Origin of the sequence: Gelidibacter sediminis, from assembly GCF_004364975.1 — a bacterium.
Lineage (GTDB): Bacteria > Bacteroidota > Bacteroidia > Flavobacteriales > Flavobacteriaceae > Gelidibacter > Gelidibacter sediminis.
The window spans coordinates 127,790-145,351 of record NZ_SOBW01000010.1; the positions used below are offsets into that span (position 1 = coordinate 127,790).

Below are 17,562 nucleotides of genomic sequence, written 5' to 3' on the forward strand. Positions count from 1 at the left end.
TATTAACCATAAAATGTTAACCCTATGAATTATTATTTTAATAAAACCGTCAAAGGAACTTTTGAAGAAGTTATCGACAAAGTCACAAAAGGCTTGAAGGAAGAAGGTTTTGGTATTCTCACGGAAATAGATATAAAGAAAACCCTCAAGAAAAAACTCGATGTAGATTTTAAGAACTATACAATCTTAGGTGCATGCAACCCTCCATTTGCTCATAAAGCTTTGGTGGCTGAAGATAAGATTGGGACGATGTTACCGTGCAATGTCATTGTTCAAGAAATAGAGTCAGGTGTTATCGAGGTTGCGGCTGTAAATCCGATGGCCTCTATGCAAGCAGTAGAAAATGAAGAACTTCATGAAATTGCTTCCCAAATAACAGCACTGCTGGAAGCTATTGTTGCTAAATTATAAGAATATCAACTAGTAATCAATTATAAATTAAAACAACCCTTAAACAATTAACAAATGAAAACAATTAAAAGAAGTATTGGATCCGTAGCTCTTGCCGCAACATTCATGTTAACCGTATCATGTAAAGATGCAAGCAAAACTGAGGCCACTACAACTAGTGACAGGACTACTGAAAACACCGTAGCATCACAAGAATCGGTAACAACGTCTGATAAACAAGATGCCAAAGCCGAGGTTATTTTAAAGGATTATTTTAACTTAAAGGATGCATTGGTAGGTGATGATGGAGAAAAAGCGAAAGAATTTGGAGCGACTTTGACCAACTCATTAAAAGCTTTTGAGGGTTCCAATTATTCTGCTGACGAGCAAACTGAACTAAAAGACATTATTGAGGATGCAATTGAACATGCTGAACATATTGCAGAAAGTGATATTAAACATCAACGTGAGCATTTTAAAACCTTAAGCAAAGACATCACTGATATGGTGGCTATCACAGGTACAAAAATGACTTTATATGAGCAGTTTTGCCCAATGTACGATCGTGGGTCTGCATGGTTAAGCACTAAGGAAGAAATTAGAAATCCTTACCATGGGAGCGCTATGTTAAAATGTGGTTCAGTACAGCGTACAATCAACTAAATGAAGGTTATTAAAATCATAGCAGGGATAGCTCTTTTTCTATTTGTAGCGATTCAATTTTTCCCTACAGATAGAAATGAGAGCTCTACTGTACCTCCTTCTGATTTTATGTTGGTGAATACCGTGCCAACTGACATTCAGAAGAGACTGAAAGCGTCCTGTTATGATTGTCATAGTAACTTTACAGCATACCCTTGGTACAATAAAGTTCAGCCCATTGCTTGGTTTTTAGAAGACCATGTTAAAGAAGGCAAGGCTGAACTTAATTTTAATGAATGGGACACCTATTCTGACAGAAGAAAAAAAAGTAAGTTACGCTCAATAATCAAACAAATTGAAAATGATGAAATGCCTTTAAAAAGCTACACGTATCTTCATAGAGAGGCCATTCTGTCTCAAGAGGATGCTAACAACATCATCAATTTCATGAACCATTTGAAGGATAGCTTACAATAAGCACTTAATAGAGAGAAAGCGGTAACAAATAACTTTTAATGCCCTTTCTCTCATTTAAGCAGGATTTGATTAGCGATTAAGAAATCTTAGAGATAAAAGTCACCAAGAAATCCACATTGAAGGTCAGTACATTAATTATTTATAAAAACCCATCATGGTTTTTTGAAACGCTTAGTTCACAACTCTAATTACAAAAAATGAAACATACATATCACATACAAGGAATGACCTGCAATGGCTGTAGAAATCATGTTGAACAAACACTTTCCAAAGTGGATGGGGTTACGAATGCTGTAGTAGATTTAGACAAAGCAGAAGCTACTATAGAAATGGCATCGCATATTTCTCTCGAAACGTTTCAAAAGGCACTACAAAAAGATGGTGGTAATTATAGTATTCACCTACCAAAGGTTGATGAGAAGGGAGACATGGTCACCACCTATCTGATTCAAGGCATGACTTGCAACGGATGCCGTAGCCATGTAGAGCAAATACTATCAAAAGTGGACGGTGTTTCCAATGCTATGGTCGATTTAGAAAAAGCGGAAGCCACCATTACCATGACGGCTCACATTCCCCTTAAAACCTTTCAAAAAGCATTAAAAGATGATGGTGATAGTTATAGCATTCACCCACTAGGCACAAAACCATCAGAAAAGACGCCTGCCATAGCTGCAAAAAATGGCAACGGCACTTTTTACTGCCCTATGCATTGTGAAGGTGATAAAACCTACGACAAACCTGGCGATTGTCCTGTATGCGGAATGGATTTGGTGGAAGAGCAAAACCTATCTGCAGTGACAGCTCAACAATGGACATGCCCGATGCATCCTGAAGTAATTAAGGATGAAGCTGGTGCCTGCCCTATTTGCGGCATGGATCTCGTACCTATGGAACCAGATTTGTCCTCTGAAGAAAAGACCTATAAAAAATTATTGAAGAAGTTTTGGATAGCCGTGGCATTCACACTACCCATTTTCTTTATCGCCATGAGCGAAATGATTCCAAACAATCCGTTGTATGAGGTGTTGGATCAAAAAATGTGGAATTGGATTCAATTCGGATTATCGATTCCTGTGGTATTTTATGCTACCTGGATGTTCTTTGAACGCGCCTATCGCAGTATCAAAACCTGGAATCTTAACATGTTTACCCTCATTGGCATTGGTGCCGGTGTGGCGTGGCTATTCAGTGTCTTCGGGATGTTAGTTCCTGATTTTTTCCCTGAACAGTTTAAAACAGAATTTGGTGCGGTTCACGTCTATTTTGAGGCGGCCACAGTGATTCTTACCTTGGTATTGATGGGTCAAGTTTTGGAAGCGCGTGCGCATAGTAAAACAAATTCTGCCGTCAAGGAATTATTAAAACTCGCCCCGAATAAAGCGATCAGAGTTGTTGATGGTGTTGAAGAAGAAGTTTCCATTGATCATATTCATAAAGGCGATATTTTACGCGTTAAACCAGGTGATAAAATCCCTGTGGATGGCGTCATTACTGAAGGCGAAACCACGGTTGATGAATCGATGATTTCTGGAGAACCGATTCCGGTAAACAAAACCTTAGCCGATAAGGTGAGCAGCGGCACCATTAATGGCAATCAGTCATTTTTAATGAAAGCCGAAAAAGTGGGGAGCGAGACCTTACTCTCCCAAATAATACATATGGTTAATGATGCGAGTCGCAGTCGTGCACCAATTCAGAAATTAGCTGATACCGTTTCCGGATATTTTGTGCCGGTGGTCGTGATTATCTCCGTCATAACCTTTTTCGTGTGGGTAATCTGGGGCCCAGAACCAGCCTATGTGTACGGTTTGGTCAATGCCATTGCGGTATTAATTATTGCCTGCCCATGTGCTTTAGGATTGGCCACACCAATGTCCGTTATGGTAGGTGTTGGTAAAGGTGCGCAAAATGGGGTGCTGATTAAAAATGCCGAAGCTCTAGAAAAAATGGACAAGGTGGACACCTTAATCGTTGATAAAACAGGCACGATTACCGAAGGCAAACCTACTGTAGAAAAGATGGGTTCTTTTAGTGCTGGTCTGTCTGACATGGATATTGCACACCGCATCGCATCCTTGAACAGTTCCAGCGAGCATCCCCTTGCGGAAGCCACGGTAAAATATGCTAAAGAACAAAAAGTCAGCATTTCAAAAACAGACAAGTTCAGCGCGGTCACCGGAAAAGGCGTGGAAGGTACGGTTAATGGCGAAAAATTAGATTTAGGAAACGCCAAGATGATGGCCCACGCCAATGCGACAATTTCACCAGAAATGGAAGCAGAAGCACAAGCATTCCAAAAACAAGGGAAAACCGTTTCGTATTTGGCTATAGACGGCAAGGTTTCGGGCTATGTGGTGATTAGTGATAAAATCAAACAAACCAGTGCGAAAGCCATTAAAGAATTACAGGACAAAGGCATCGCGGTGATTATGCTTACGGGCGATAATCATGACACTGCCCAAGCGGTCGCAACGGAATTGAATCTTACCAATTTTATGGCAGGCATGCTACCTGAGGATAAGTTGAAGGAAGTCACCAAACTGCAGCAACAAGGCAAAGTGGTAGCGATGGCGGGCGATGGTATTAATGATGCGCCTGCGCTTGCAAAAAGTGATGTGGGTATTGCGATGGGCACAGGAACCGATGTTGCCATTGAAAGCGCCATGATTACCTTGGTAAAAGGCGATTTACACGGCATCGTTAAAGCACGGAATTTGAGTCATGCCGTGATGCGCAATATTAAACAAAATCTATTTTTTGCTTTGATTTATAACACCCTTGGGGTTCCTGTTGCGGCAGGTGTTTTATTCCCGTTTTTCGGAATATTATTATCGCCAATGATTGCGGCATTGGCTATGAGTTTTAGTTCTGTGTCCGTTATAGGAAACGCACTGAGACTACGCTCAAAATCAATTAATTAATCACTAAAATCTTAAGAAAATGGAAAATCACAACAAAATGGAAGACCACAACATGAAGAAAAATCAATACACCAAATTTGTAGGTATGTTGGCAGCCTCGTTTGTAGCGATGTACATCACGATGTATTTAAATACTTACGCTTTTGACCATGTATATTTTAGCCTGACACGTTTTTATATGTCGTGTTTGGGTATTTCTGCCATGGCCATCATTATGTTTGTTGCCATGCGAAATATGTATCAGAATAAAAAGAAGAATATGGCTATCATATTTGGGAGTATTGCCCTATTTATTGGCGCCTTAAGTTTGGTGCGCGCACAAGCACCAATTGTTGGAGATGTGTTATGGATGAAAGCCATGATTCCGCATCATTCCATTGCCATTCTGACCAGTGAGCGTGCTGACATTAAAGACCCTGAAGTCAAACAGATGGCTGAGGATATCATCAAGGCTCAGAGAAAAGAAATTGAAGAGATGAAACAAATGATAAAAAGATTAGAAACAAAATAATTTTAATTTGGGCGCTCAGGCGGGCTGTTCGCTACAATCTTTTTGATCGTACCTCACAAAAAGGATTTCCACTACCATCCCTAGCGCAGGGTGTTAAATTTATTGACAATTAGAAATTATGAATAAAAATATCGCATATATACTACTCGCAGTAGCTGGAGGCATTTTAGTTGGCTGGCTCATTTTTGGCAATAACAACGCAGCATCGAAAAATGCCGCTGACCAACATGATCACGCTGGTGAAACTGCAGCGCAACTATGGACCTGCTCCATGCACCCGCAAATTATGCAGCCAGAACCAGGCGATTGCCCGTTATGTGGCATGGATCTCATCCCCGCCGAATCTGGCGCTGATGGCCTTGCCCTAAACGAGATTAAAATGACCGAAAATGCAATGGCCTTGGCAAATATCCAAACAACGGTTGTAGGAAGTGAGGTGGCTTCCAATGATGCCGACGGTATGCTTTCTTTATCCGGAAAAATTGCGATCAACGAAGAAAACAAGTCCGTGCAATCGAGCTATTTTGACGGGCGTATTGAACGCTTGAATGTGAGTTATGAAGGGCAACAAGTCAACAGAGGACAATTACTAGCCACCATTTATGCACCAAACTTAGTTGCCGCACAACAGGAATTGATCACCACGGCCTCTATAAAGGCATCACAACCTGCATTATACCAAGCAGTACGCAATAAATTAAAAAATTGGAAACTGTCCGAAAAACAAATTGACGCCATTGAAACATCAGGCAAAGTTTTAGAGAATTTCCCTATTTATGCCACTGTTTCTGGTACCGTTTCAGAAGTCATGGCCAGAGAAGGTGATTATGTAAAGCAAGGACAACCTATTCTTAAAGTGAGTAATTTAAACTCCGTATGGGCACAATTTGATGCTTATGAAAGTCAAATTTCAAACTTAAAGGAAGGCCAAAAGATTAAGGTAGTTGCCAACGCGTATCCTAATAAAGAGTTTGATGCTACCGTGTCTTTTATTGACCCAATGTTAAATAATGCTACACGTACGGTGACGGTAAGAGCAACTCTTAAAAACACGGACGACTTGTTTAAACCTGGAATGTTTGTGACAGGAAAGATCAAAGGTGCAACAACAGCCAGCAGCGAGATGTTAACTGTTCCTGCAAGCGCGGTTATGTGGACGGGAGAACGCTCATTGGTGTATGTGAAGACGGATCCTAATGCACCGGTATTTGAAATGCGTGAGGTGACTATTGGGAATCGTAATGGCTCACAATATACAATCACAAAAGGTTTAAACAACGGCGATGAAATTGTCACCAACGGAACATTTACCGTAGATGCCGCAGCACAATTGCAAGGCAAAAATTCGATGATGAATAAAGGGAAGGAAAAACAGGCTCAAGTGCCGCTTTCTGAAATGAAAATTGAATTGTCAGAAAAATTCCAAAAAGAGTTTATGAAGATTCTCAATCCGTATCTACAAATGAAAGATGCTTTTGTAGCGAGTGATGCCAAACAGGTTTCAGTCCACGCTAAAACGACGTTAAAAGCGCTTAAATCATTAAAATTAGAGGATTTAGGACAGATAGAAAAAGCTCATATGATTAAAAGTATTGAAATGGTTGAGGTCATTTCCAAGAATGACGATTTGGATAATCAACGTGAACATTTCGTCATCTTAAATGAAAATATAGTGCCCATAGCTATGAACGTCAAAATATTAGACGCGGCACTTTACGTTCAAAAATGCCCCATGGCCAATAACGATAAAGGCGCTATCTGGTTGAGCAAAGAAGAAACAGTTAGGAATCCCTATTACGGCGACCAAATGATGACCTGCGGAAGTGTAATTGAAACCGTAAAATAAGTGTTGAAATCGTTAAGATTGTGAGCTTATAAAAAGCGACGCAGACATCATAAATTAAATAAAAACCCGACAGGAGCATCTCAAATGTTCGCGTCGGTTTTTTAATTATGATCAACCAGCACTCCAATGAGCTTATTTCATCAATCGTTAGATTTGATAAATTTCGGATTGATATAGAGTTTTCCTTCTTTTAATTTTTTCCAATACGCTTTCATATCTGCGTTAACTTCTGGTGCCATAATATACAAGCCTATAATATTTGGAAAGGACATGGCGAGAATCATCATATCAGCAAAACTCAACACAGCACCCAAACTCACGGACGCCCCTAAAACGACAAACACTAAATACATAATTTTATAAACCAGTTCCAATTTTTTACTTCTTCCAAAAAGGAAGCTCCACGAGCGCATCCCGTAATAGGACCAAGATACCATTGTAGAAAATGCAAATAAGAAAACGGCAACGGCCAATACGGAGGGGAACCAAGACACCACACTACCAAAAGCATCGGCAGTAAGCTCTACACCTCCCAATCCGCTGCTCGTTTCGTGCATTCCGGTAAATATGAGCACCAAAGCGGTCATGGTACACACCAACATCGTATCAATAAAAGGTTCCACCAAAGAGGTGAATCCGTCAGCAATAGGGTGATTTGTTTTGGACGCACTATGGGCGATTGCGGCTGAGCCAACGCCAGCTTCACTCGAGAAGGCCGCACGTTGCAAGCCTATAATCAACACGCCAATAAAGCCACCTTTTAATGCTTCCGCAGAAAAAGCACCATCTACTATGGCCATAAAAGCACCGCCAATAAACTCGAAGTGATACCCGATGACCACCAAACAACCCACCACATAGAAAATGGCCATAATTGGAACCACTTTGGCAGTTACTTTAGCAATACTTTTAATTCCGCCAATAATCACAGCGCCTACTAATAATGCAAATCCGACACCGAACCAAAATCCGTGGCCTTGTAAAAATGGAAGTTCTTCAGAAACAATTTTAAACGCTTGGTTAGACTGGAGCATATTGCCTCCACCAAACGATGCGCCCACACCAAGCACAGCAAAAAATATGGCCAAGAACTTCCCTAATTTCTTAAGATTTCTTTTCTCCAATCCGTAGCGCAAATAGTTCATCGGTCCACCAAAAATTCGGCCATCCTCATCAATACTACGGTATTTTACGCCTAAGGTACATTCGGCAAATTTTAGCGACATTCCGAAAAATCCAGCGAGGAACATCCAAAAAGTAGCTCCTGCCCCACCTAAGGAAATAGCCACGGCAACACCTGCAATATTTCCTAAACCTACGGTTGCAGAAACCGCGGTAGCCATTGCCTGAAAGTGCGTTATGGTTCCTGGCGCATTAGGATCGTCGTACTTTCCTCGTGCTAAATCTAGCGAATGTTTAAATCCGCGGATATTAACAAATTTTAATCGTAGCGTAAAAAAGATACTTCCTAAGATGAGCCAAATAACAATGAACGGAATATTTTTCGTTTTTACATCGCCATTAGGATGCAATAAGGGTTGCGGCGTATCAAAATTAATTTTCGCTACAAGTGGCGATTTAAAGGAACCCGTTTCCGGCTTTCTTGAAACGATGGTGCCTTCTTTGGTCACTTGTTCTAAAGTGCCTTCAGCGGTGGCATACACAAAAATTTCTTGATTGGCATTGCTTTCTAAAACGGCAATTTTGTCGCCAGCCTTTACGCGACTACCATCAGCCACAAGCCATTTTTTGAATGTATATTTCTGATCAGAAGTGATGTCTTTGGCGGATAATGGTAAGTTTCGATGTGAGGCATATACAACAGGATCATAGAGCCCGGCCGTTGCAAAAGCATCCCAAAAGAGTACAGCACCTAACACATCAACTGCAGGTTGTACTTTACTGTTAAAAATTTCCGTGATGGATTCCGCCGGAATTTTAAAGGTCTTGGAGATTTTAGTTCCGTTGGCATCACTGACCATCACGGAATGTGTCATCCCCTCAATTAAACCCACAGATTCGGCATCATCTAAAGGCGTGTTGATATTACTCCATTTGTATTGATAAGGTGCTACTCCACCTGTTACCTCAACTTTTGCGACACCATCATTAATTTCGGAGGACGGATTGTGCAACGCTATAGTAACCGACATACCGTTGGAAGACCCGTTTTGAGCACTAGTATTAGAAAAAGCAATGAACAACAGTGCCACAAGGGCAAATAGCCTAGATTTTATCATCAAATAATTTAAAAGTTTTGGATTTACATACGGATAATCACAATATTAACAATAAATAGAGGCTCTCCCAAGGCAATCCGAGTGTTTTTTGAAAATCGCGGAAGATTCAAAATGCATACACCACCAACTAAATACCTGATTTATTGATGATTCCATACTATCACCTATAAAATTTATAAAATATCCCCATAAATGGCTATCAGCAATTTTGATTTGGTAAAAATCGATTAGACTATTAAACGTGCGATAATTGTCCGGCAATCTAAATACTCAGGATAAAATGTAGAAAAGCACTTCTTGATCATTCCATTTTCGCTAAATTAGACGTTTCAACACACAGGCTTAATAAAAAAGCTGAATTCTGCTCTCACACTCATGAAAACTTGCCCCAATTGTAAATCAGACGTAGACGCTCATTTTGAACTGTGTTGGAACTGTAATTATAGTTTTTCAGAACAACGCGTCATGACCTCAGCAGAACTTACATAAACAAAACCTACCCGAGACCTTAAGTGTTTGAGATGCGAAACGCCGATGGAAGATTCTGGGCGTTTCAAATTTCATGAAGGTGATCGTGTTGGGGTTTATGGTAGTATCTTTGAACTCTTCCAAAATAGAGAAGCCTTCGACGTATACCATTGTAAAAATTGTGGTAAAGTGGAGTTCTTTCTGCCTATGGATTGATGCATTTAGGAAGCAATATATTTTAAAACGAAATGTCCTTATGACAAAAAAAGAAATAGCCGAATCCTTTTTAATGTTGGCCAGCAGCGGGAAATTGGCAAAAGCATTTGACACGCATGTTGCCGCCGATTTTATCCATCATAATCAATATTTTGAAGGAACTCGAAAAGCCTTACAAAAAGCCATGGCGGATGCCCATCAAACGAGTCCTAACAAGTCCATCGACATTAAATTTAGTTATAGAGATCAAGACACGGTTATTACCCATTCGCTCGTCACAAAAGAGGACATGGACATCGCGGTGGTCCATATCTTCCGATTTAGCGGAGACAAAATTGTAGAGTTATGGGATTTAGGGCAGGTAATTGCTAAAGACTCCCCTAATCACTATGGATTGTTTTAGACAACAAATCGCTGACTTCTATTTCAACCTATGCTCTGATTTTTTTAAGCCTATTTTTTAATGCCTGTCATAAACCTGAAAAAGGAAGCACAGTATTTGTTAACGGCGCTTCCTTTTAGTGCTAGTGCTATATTTTTTTAACGTGTCACAAAATCGCTTAAGGTGATATATATATTCCCTGTATTTTCGTTGCGGAAAATGTTGTATTTCGTTGGATAATTATTCCCTGGCTCTTCGAATTTTCGTGGTTGTGAATAATCGCCACTAAATGAATCGCCTGACAATAAATATGCTACGGTCACCATAGGTTCAATAAAATTATTCATTTGGGCATAGGTTCCCAATATCATAACATGGGTAAACGGATTATATCCTGTTTGCCAATCTGCAGGAACCCAATGTTTGCCCATCATTCCGTAAACACCTCCTGGTCCTGGGAATTTAAAATAATCAGTAGGCATTTTATCCATATCAGGAAAATAATTGAATGCATTTACAATACTTTGATTACTACCATCATAATCTGGAATGAGCAACCGTTGTTCATTGGTAATAGTGTAAAAATGAAAATCGAAATGTTCCTCCCAAAATACGGGACCGTGACCTTCGGGTTGGTAGTTCAATCCCAAATGTTCAAATGGTGTGAGCTCTTTCGCTTTTTTATGCAATGGTAATACCACGGTCATCTCATGTCCCTCATGCAAAAGCGATAAATCGTTAAAAACTTTAGAGGTGAGCTCAATGCCTATTTCTTCAGGAAATCCAGCGCTGTTGACGCTAATCCATGAACGGGCTTTACCGCTTCCATACTGAACTTCCGGCCCTTTAAAAACATTAATGACGTTGGAGCTCCTGTTAGCGAGATAGTCGTTCGATTTTTCAATCACAACGCCATCGTTAGAAAGTGCTTCTTCATCTTGGCTGCATGCAAATACACCAAAAAGAAGTACAACCATTAAACACTTTCTAAATAGTTTGAATTGTGTTTCCATAATACTAAATTTTAAGAATTAATAATTCGATTAATATGAATGCCTTGAGTGCAAGCATTTCAATTTTAATCGCCTATTTTGATTGGAGAAATTTATCCTTAGGGGGAAGTATTCATAGTAGGAAAGCTGATAGTGACTGTTTAAACTTTAAACACTCATAAAAATCGAGGAAGGACAGTTGCCTTTGCTATAGGAAACTGCAATTAATAGATTTACATGACCAAAGCGGCCAAGTTTCAATCAGCTTTACTGGATAAAATGTCACTGTTATTAAAATGAAGAAATTATTAATTAATTAGGTTATAGAACCCTTTGATAATAGTAAAACATTTGTGTTGGGCCGTAGAGTGAGTTTTCAAAATCCCAATCGTATTTTAAAACTAATTCTGTTGGAGTTACTTTAATGAGATAGATAATGTCGTAAACATAGATTTTGAATCGATTTTCTTCAATCAATTCCCATTTAGCCATTTCTGAAAACAATGTACACGTGCCATCATTTTTATAATAACTATTCTCGAAAACAACACCATCGTCATTAAATTGTAAAAAGCTAAAGCCACAACTTTTATGCTCAAAATCTTGATAATTATGATATTTTATTGTGCCGTCATTGTTTGCATCTATGCCCAATTTTACGATTCTCCATCTTCCAATTACTAAGTTTGAAGGAGAACTTTCTATTGGCATATCAATATAAGTATCAGAATCAACATCACCGTCCAAAAATCCAAAATACACGTTTAATGTGCTACCGTCATTTTTCACACCTGGGATTACCGCCAGAGACTACAGGCGATTGGGGCATATTGGGTGTATCAGCTGTACATGAAACCAATACTATTAAACTCAGTATAGATATTGGTAATTTGAGTAGATTTACCATGATTAATACTATTTTAATAACCTGACTTAAAGGTAGTTAAAATACTAATCCGCAAATTAGAACAGGTTCTCTATTTTTACACTTTAACACAGAAACAGAATTAACTTACAACAATCCAGACAATTGGGAAAGCACCACAAACCGAATGCTTCATAATGGCTAGTTTCTATGAGATGACCATTATTGATTGATTTATGAAAAATCCCGCAAATTTTTCAAATGCGTTTGTAATTATTACATTTATTACTTTTATCAAACTAGACACCGAAGGCCCTTGTACAGCACGACATTAACATAATCCAGGCGATTAACGAAAACGGATTGCACTATTAAAACCCATCATAGCCCATGAAATTCAAATTACTCTTAGTTCTTTTTACCATTACTACCTTATTTGCCAATGCAGCTCAAGTTGACACGGTGATGGTGGTGAGTAGTTCCATGAATAAAATTATTCCCACTGTGGTTATAACCCCGGATAATTATTCAGCCGAAAACAAAAATTACCCTGTAGTGTATGTACTGCATGGCGCTGGCGGCACGTATGCCAATTGGATCACAAGAGTTCCGGAGTTGAAAACGTATGCTGACACCTATAATATGATAATTGTATGCCCTGACGGCGGACTTACAAGCTGGTATTTTGATAGCCCGGTGGATGACAGCATGAAATATGAGACCTATATTTCCAAAGAATTGGTGCATGTTATTGATTCGAAATACAAAACCATCGTAGATAAATCTGGGAGAGCCATTACGGGTTTAAGTATGGGCGGCCATGGCGCATTTTATTTGGCGTTTAAACATCAGGATATTTGGGGCGCTGCGGGCAGTATGAGTGGCGGATTGGATCTCCGTCCGTTTCCGAATAATTGGGACCTCAACAAACGATTGGGAGACTATGCTGACCATAAAGAAAACTGGGAAGAGAATTCCGTTATCAATATGGTTTATAAATTGAAAAAAGACAGTTTAAAACTCATTTTTGATTGTGGGATTAGTGATTTTTTTTACGATGCCAATAAGAGGTTGCATGAAAAGCTATTGGAAAGAAACATTCCGCATGACTATATTGAACGCCCGGGGAATCATAATTGGGAGTATTGGTCGAATTCCATAAAATACCAACTGCTGTTTTTTAATGAGTATTTTAGATCTGTAGCAACACCTTAAATTGATGTTTAAAATTGACTCTCCTGAAATATGCGCCGTTATTTCTCAAAAATGAATAAGTTCCTCCTTATTTTATGCCTTTGTATTGTTGCGATTTCAGGCAGCTACAGTCAACACGAACAAGGTGCTAAACCCACTGTCTCAGAACTGAGTGTATTATTCGTTGGAAACAGTCTAACTTACACCAACAATCTGCCAAAATTGGTTAAGAAATACGCCAAACAGAAAGGTGTACATCTTACTTATAAAATGGTTGCCTTTCCAAATTACTCGCTTGAAGACCATTGGAATGACGGCGACATTCAAAAACTCATAGCCAGCACATCGTTCGAATTTTATAATACTCCAACAAGGGCCGTCTTCTCAACCTGATGGGAGGGACATGCTGATAGACTATGGCAAAAAGTTCGACCGTATTGGCCAACAAAACGAATCGAAACTTTGCTATTTTATGGTTTGGCCGTCCTTAAACAACTACCACACCTTTGACGGCGTTATCAAAACTCACACAGACGCTGCTGCCATTAATAATGCCATGCTAGTCCCTGTGGGTGAAGTTTGGAAAACCCATTTTGACAGCACTAAAGATTTCCAATATTATGGTCCGGATGGGTTTCACCCCTCATTAGAAGGCAGCAAGAGAGCAGCAAAAGTTATTGTTAATGCCTTATTTTTGCAACACTAACCACCAACACATACCCCTTATGAAAATCGTCAGATTAATAATATGCTTCATTTTTATTTCGAATGTAGGACTTGTCCAAAGTCAATCTCAACCCGTTCAATTTGACAGCATTTTAAACCAATTTATCAATGTGCGCGATTTTTGCATTTCGAAGGATGGCCAAGAGGCTTTTTTCACGATTCAAAGTCCCAACCAAGAAATTTCGCAACTGGCGTATATCACAAAGGAAAATAATACATGGACAGCACCTCAACTCCTCCCCTTTTGTGATGCATTCATGTATTTAGAACCCTATTTATCTTATGATAATAACCGTTTATATTTCGCTTCTGACCGACCTTTGAACGCCACTAGCACTGAGAAAAAAGATTTTGATATTTGGTATGTTGATAGAGCCAATGCACATGCGCCATGGTCAGCGCCTAAGAACTTAGGATTGTCAGTGAATTCAGAATTGGACGAATTTTACCCTTCGGTCAGCAAAAACAACAATCTCTATTTCACTATGGTCTCTCCTACTGGTTTTGGAAAAGATGATATTTATGTCAGCACCTGGGAAAACGGCAGTTATTCCAAGCCCATTATATTGGACGCCAACATCAACAGTGAAGGTTATGAATTTAATGCCTTTATTTCAGCCAATGAAGATTTCATCATTTTTTCAAAATACAATGAAGCTGACGGTCTTGGAAGTGGCGATTTGTACATTTCAAAAAAAGACGCCAATGGCAATTGGCAAAAGCCTAAAAATTTAGGGGATGCTGTGAATTCCAAATTTATGGACTACTGTCCGTACTACGACGAGGAAAATCAAATGTTATACTTTACGAGCAAGCGCAACAGTATACAACAGCGAAAATTTGAAAGTATTTCAGATTTCACAAATCATATCATGAAAAGCGATAATGGCCTTAGCAAAATTTATAAAACATCGTTGATAATCGACTAACACTATGAATTCTAGGATCTTTAAAATTTTCTTTTAAAACATATACAAGAAAATTGTAAATTGAGCAATGCTTATAAAATTCAGGAACCTATGCTACAGCAATATATACGACGTAGTAGCATATAAGGAATACTGAATGAGGTATAGCACAGAAACCACACCCACAGAATTAATTTTAAAACTAAACACATGAAAAAAATTCTTTATCTCCTTCCCCTTTTAGGACTGCTGATGTCCTGCACAGGCGAAAAAAAGCAATCTAATGAAACAGTTGAAGTCAATCTTGAACAAACTGAGGCGTTAGAAGCATCTATAGAAAATCTTGATGCCGCTATAGAGTCGTCAGAACTTGAAATTGAACAGACTCAAAAAGAAATAGATTCATTATTAGATAACCTATAACATTGTCATCATGAAAAAACTATTATTTTTCGCCTTACCACTCTTTATTTTCAATACGTACAGTGTTGCACAAGAACAAGGCAAAGGACATCAAAAGCAAAAAACTGAAAAAGTTCAGAATCAGGGAAAACACAAAGGTGAAAACGCAAAATCTGATGCGCATAAAAACTCAGAGCAATCTCATAATGCTGCTCAAGGTCATGCTTATGGAAAAAATAAAGAAGGTTTAGAAGGAAAAGAATTTGGGCAACAGCGTGCGTATGATGCAAAACGCACCGCAGAAGCACGAAAACTATATGCGAATCAAAAAATTAAAGGTCATGAGGCTAAAATTAGAGACAATGAAGAACGTTTAAAAGTTGCCAAAGAAAGAGTTGAAAAGCAACGTAAAGACGGGCAGATCTCTGCTAAAATTGAAAAGGAGAAAATGGAGAAAATCAAGCAGGCTGAAGACAAAATTAAAAAGATGAAAGATCTTATTGAAAACAATAAAAAAGAAGTTAAAGACTTAGAGAAGCAGCTCAATAAAATTGATTAGCTGTTTTAGCTCACATCAGACTGACATAGTTGCTAGCACATATTATCCTCTTAGGTTGGATAAATATCTGCTAGCAATTTTTATTTATAGCGCTTTTGATTAGAGTCCAGTTAATAAATCAGTTGTGCATTTACAACTGACACATCTATAAGACCATCTTTTTCAACCCTATAGACATCACTGATATTTATTACATAAAACTGTTTGGTATGTTTTAAATTTGCTACCTAAATTATGAGCATCACACCTTAAACTTCAATTATCGGGCATCTTGCTTAGTCCGATGAGACGATTTACATAAGGTAAAATTCGTGTTATGAAAACAACCATCATCAGATTTAAGAAATAGATAATGAAAGGGAATGAAAATGAAAAGACACGTTGGAGGTTATGTCCTGATTGCTTTGGACAGGGCAAAAAGAGCAGAAGATTAAAAAAAGATGCCAAGCGTCGCTATCAAATAGCGCTGGAACACTATAAAAAGAACGGTAGCCAAGGCCCCGCTCCAATACGTCTGAAAGCTTCTCAAATAAAGTGCGCCACATGTGACGGCTCAGGACTCATCGCTGCTGCGCTCCCTCCGATACCGGACCATGAAATCTACCCACACGTTGCCATTATTGGCGGTGGCATTGGCGGCGTTGCATTAGCAGTAGCCTGTTTACACCGCGGTATCCCCTTTACACTCTTTGAGCGTGATGGCGGCTTTGATGCCCGATCTCAAGGTTACGGACTTACTTTACAACAAGCTAATAAAGCCATGAACGGCTTTGGCATTTCGTCTCTAAAAGAAGGGGTGGTTTCCACAAGACATGTCGTCCATACAACGGATGGCACTATTGTGGGCGAATGGGGCATGCGTAAATGGACGGCTGCTGACACGAAGAAAGCACCAAAACACACCAATGTGCACATCGCCCGGCAAGAATTACGCTTAGCGCTGCTGGAGCAACTTGGCGGCTCTAATATGGTGCGCTGGGGACATGATTTAGTCGCCTTGGAGAACAGCACTGAAAATGGCATTCAGTTGACCTTTCAAGTGGATGGAGACTTTAAAACTGCAAAAGCAGATCTTGTCGTGGGCGCTGATGGGATACGAAGTGCGGTACGGCGATTGTTGATTGGTGATGTTGATTTGCCGTTGCGGTACCTGAACTGTATCGTCATCTTAGGGATATGCGCCCTGGAAGCACTCAACGGTTTTGAACACGATCTATTAGATTCGGCAACAGTTTTTCAAACCGCCAATGGTCATGAACGCATTTATATGATGCCTTATACCGCCAATTCCGTAATGTGGCAATTGAGTTTCCCAATGCATGAACAGGAGGCGAAAATATTAAGTGACAAAGGTGTCGAGGCCCTCAAAGCTGAAGCCATAAAAAGAACCCAATGGCACGATCCGATTCCTCAAATTGTAGCGGCCACACCAGAATCGCATATTACTGGCTATCCTGTATATGATCGTGAAATACTGAAGCCAGAATTATTAGAAAGAGGAGGCCCTGTAACGCTTATTGGCGATGCCGCACACCCCATGAGTCCGTTTAAAGGCCAAGGTGCCAACCAGGCTTTATTAGACGCCTTGGCTTTAGCCCGAAACATTTCAAAAGGATGCAGGCCCTTTTCAGGATGGAAATCACTAGGGATTCGGAACAGTGTCTTAATCCAATTTGAGTCTGAAATGTTGGCCCGCAGCGCTTCCAAGGTTAAAGATTCAGCCGCAGCCGCACAATTTTTACACTCTGATATTGTCCTGCATAAAGCGGATGAACCCAGAGGGCGCTGTTTGAAAAACACTGAAGATCTTGATTTCTAAC

The 17,562-nt window shown here is 39.5% G+C and carries 18 protein-coding genes; 15 read left to right on the forward strand and 3 right to left on the reverse strand.

The features are described from left to right. The first annotated feature begins 24 nt into the window (after positions 1-24). From BXY82_RS14440 to BXY82_RS14465, 6 genes are all read left to right on the forward strand, one after another. Complete coding sequence (locus BXY82_RS14440) at positions 25-411, forward strand: DUF302 domain-containing protein (RefSeq protein WP_133758946.1); 387 nt, start codon at positions 25-27, stop codon at positions 409-411. A 54-nt stretch (positions 412-465) separates the two neighbouring features. Further along, a complete protein-coding gene (locus BXY82_RS14445; protein WP_133758947.1) occupies positions 466-1,053 on the forward strand; it encodes a DUF3347 domain-containing protein in 588 nt (195 codons plus the stop codon). Then, entirely contained in the window at positions 1,054-1,509 is a 456-nt protein-coding gene (locus tag BXY82_RS14450; RefSeq protein WP_133758948.1) for a heme-binding domain-containing protein, read from the forward strand. Positions 1,510-1,706: 197 nt separating this feature from the next. Beyond that, on the forward strand, positions 1,707-4,433 hold the full coding sequence (locus BXY82_RS14455) for a heavy metal translocating P-type ATPase (protein ID WP_133758949.1): 2,727 nt from the start codon (positions 1,707-1,709) through the stop codon (positions 4,431-4,433). 19 nt (positions 4,434-4,452) lie between these two features. Further along, the gene (locus BXY82_RS14460) at positions 4,453-4,944 is read left to right on the forward strand and encodes a DUF305 domain-containing protein (RefSeq protein ID WP_133758950.1); all 492 of its coding nucleotides are present in this window, start codon (positions 4,453-4,455) and stop codon (positions 4,942-4,944) included. A gap of 118 nt (positions 4,945-5,062) precedes the next feature. After that, positions 5,063-6,790 carry an efflux RND transporter periplasmic adaptor subunit gene (locus tag BXY82_RS14465; protein ID WP_133758951.1) on the forward strand — a complete coding sequence of 576 codons (1,728 nt, stop codon included), beginning with the start codon at positions 5,063-5,065 and terminating at the stop codon, positions 6,788-6,790. 140 nt (positions 6,791-6,930) lie between these two features. Here the strand turns inward: BXY82_RS14465 and BXY82_RS14470 are convergent, their stop codons facing one another. Further along, on the reverse strand, positions 6,931-9,030 hold the full coding sequence (locus tag BXY82_RS14470) for an amino acid carrier protein (RefSeq protein WP_133758952.1): 2,100 nt from the start codon (positions 9,028-9,030) through the stop codon (positions 6,931-6,933). A gap of 516 nt (positions 9,031-9,546) precedes the next feature. Here BXY82_RS14470 and BXY82_RS15625 point away from each other — a divergent pair. Together BXY82_RS15625 and BXY82_RS14480 are read left to right on the forward strand one after the other, a co-directional pair. After that, on the forward strand, positions 9,547-9,714 hold the full coding sequence (locus BXY82_RS15625; RefSeq protein WP_243835859.1) for a hypothetical protein: 168 nt from the start codon (positions 9,547-9,549) through the stop codon (positions 9,712-9,714). Positions 9,715-9,754: 40 nt separating this feature from the next. Further along, positions 9,755-10,117, forward strand: a complete 363-nt coding sequence (locus tag BXY82_RS14480; protein ID WP_133758953.1) for a nuclear transport factor 2 family protein — start codon at positions 9,755-9,757, stop codon at positions 10,115-10,117. Positions 10,118-10,254: 137 nt separating this feature from the next. On the opposite strand, the gene BXY82_RS14485 is transcribed toward BXY82_RS14480, so the two are convergent. Together BXY82_RS14485 and BXY82_RS14490 are read right to left on the reverse strand one after the other, a co-directional pair. Continuing rightward, complete coding sequence (locus BXY82_RS14485) at positions 10,255-11,109, reverse strand: hypothetical protein (RefSeq protein ID WP_133758954.1); 855 nt, start codon at positions 11,107-11,109, stop codon at positions 10,255-10,257. Between the two features lie 300 nt (positions 11,110-11,409). Next, a complete protein-coding gene (locus BXY82_RS14490; RefSeq protein WP_133758955.1) occupies positions 11,410-11,877 on the reverse strand; it encodes a lipocalin family protein in 468 nt (155 codons plus the stop codon). Between the two features lie 466 nt (positions 11,878-12,343). Between BXY82_RS14490 and BXY82_RS14495 the strand changes: the two genes are divergently transcribed. The 7 genes from BXY82_RS14495 to BXY82_RS14520 all read left to right on the forward strand — a co-directional run bounded on the left by BXY82_RS14495 (position 12,344) and on the right by BXY82_RS14520 (position 17,561). Continuing rightward, positions 12,344-13,168: an alpha/beta hydrolase gene (locus BXY82_RS14495; protein ID WP_133758956.1), complete on the forward strand. Its 825-nt coding sequence runs from the start codon at positions 12,344-12,346 to the stop codon at positions 13,166-13,168. Between the two features lie 51 nt (positions 13,169-13,219). Further along, positions 13,220-13,540: a hypothetical protein gene (locus BXY82_RS15630; RefSeq protein WP_243835860.1), complete on the forward strand. Its 321-nt coding sequence runs from the start codon at positions 13,220-13,222 to the stop codon at positions 13,538-13,540. Positions 13,541-13,550: 10 nt separating this feature from the next. Then, on the forward strand, positions 13,551-13,853 hold the full coding sequence (locus tag BXY82_RS15635; RefSeq protein WP_243835861.1) for an SGNH/GDSL hydrolase family protein: 303 nt from the start codon (positions 13,551-13,553) through the stop codon (positions 13,851-13,853). Between the two features lie 19 nt (positions 13,854-13,872). Next, entirely contained in the window at positions 13,873-14,802 is a 930-nt protein-coding gene (locus BXY82_RS14505) for a TolB-like translocation protein (protein WP_133758957.1), read from the forward strand. A gap of 189 nt (positions 14,803-14,991) precedes the next feature. Then, entirely contained in the window at positions 14,992-15,204 is a 213-nt protein-coding gene (locus BXY82_RS14510) for a hypothetical protein (protein ID WP_133758958.1), read from the forward strand. 10 nt (positions 15,205-15,214) lie between these two features. After that, positions 15,215-15,742, forward strand: coding sequence for a hypothetical protein (locus BXY82_RS14515; RefSeq protein WP_133758959.1), 528 nt, complete (start codon positions 15,215-15,217; stop codon positions 15,740-15,742). A gap of 352 nt (positions 15,743-16,094) precedes the next feature. Beyond that, on the forward strand, positions 16,095-17,561 hold the full coding sequence (locus BXY82_RS14520) for an FAD-dependent oxidoreductase (RefSeq protein WP_133758960.1): 1,467 nt from the start codon (positions 16,095-16,097) through the stop codon (positions 17,559-17,561). The last annotated feature ends 1 nt before the right edge of the window (position 17,562 follow it).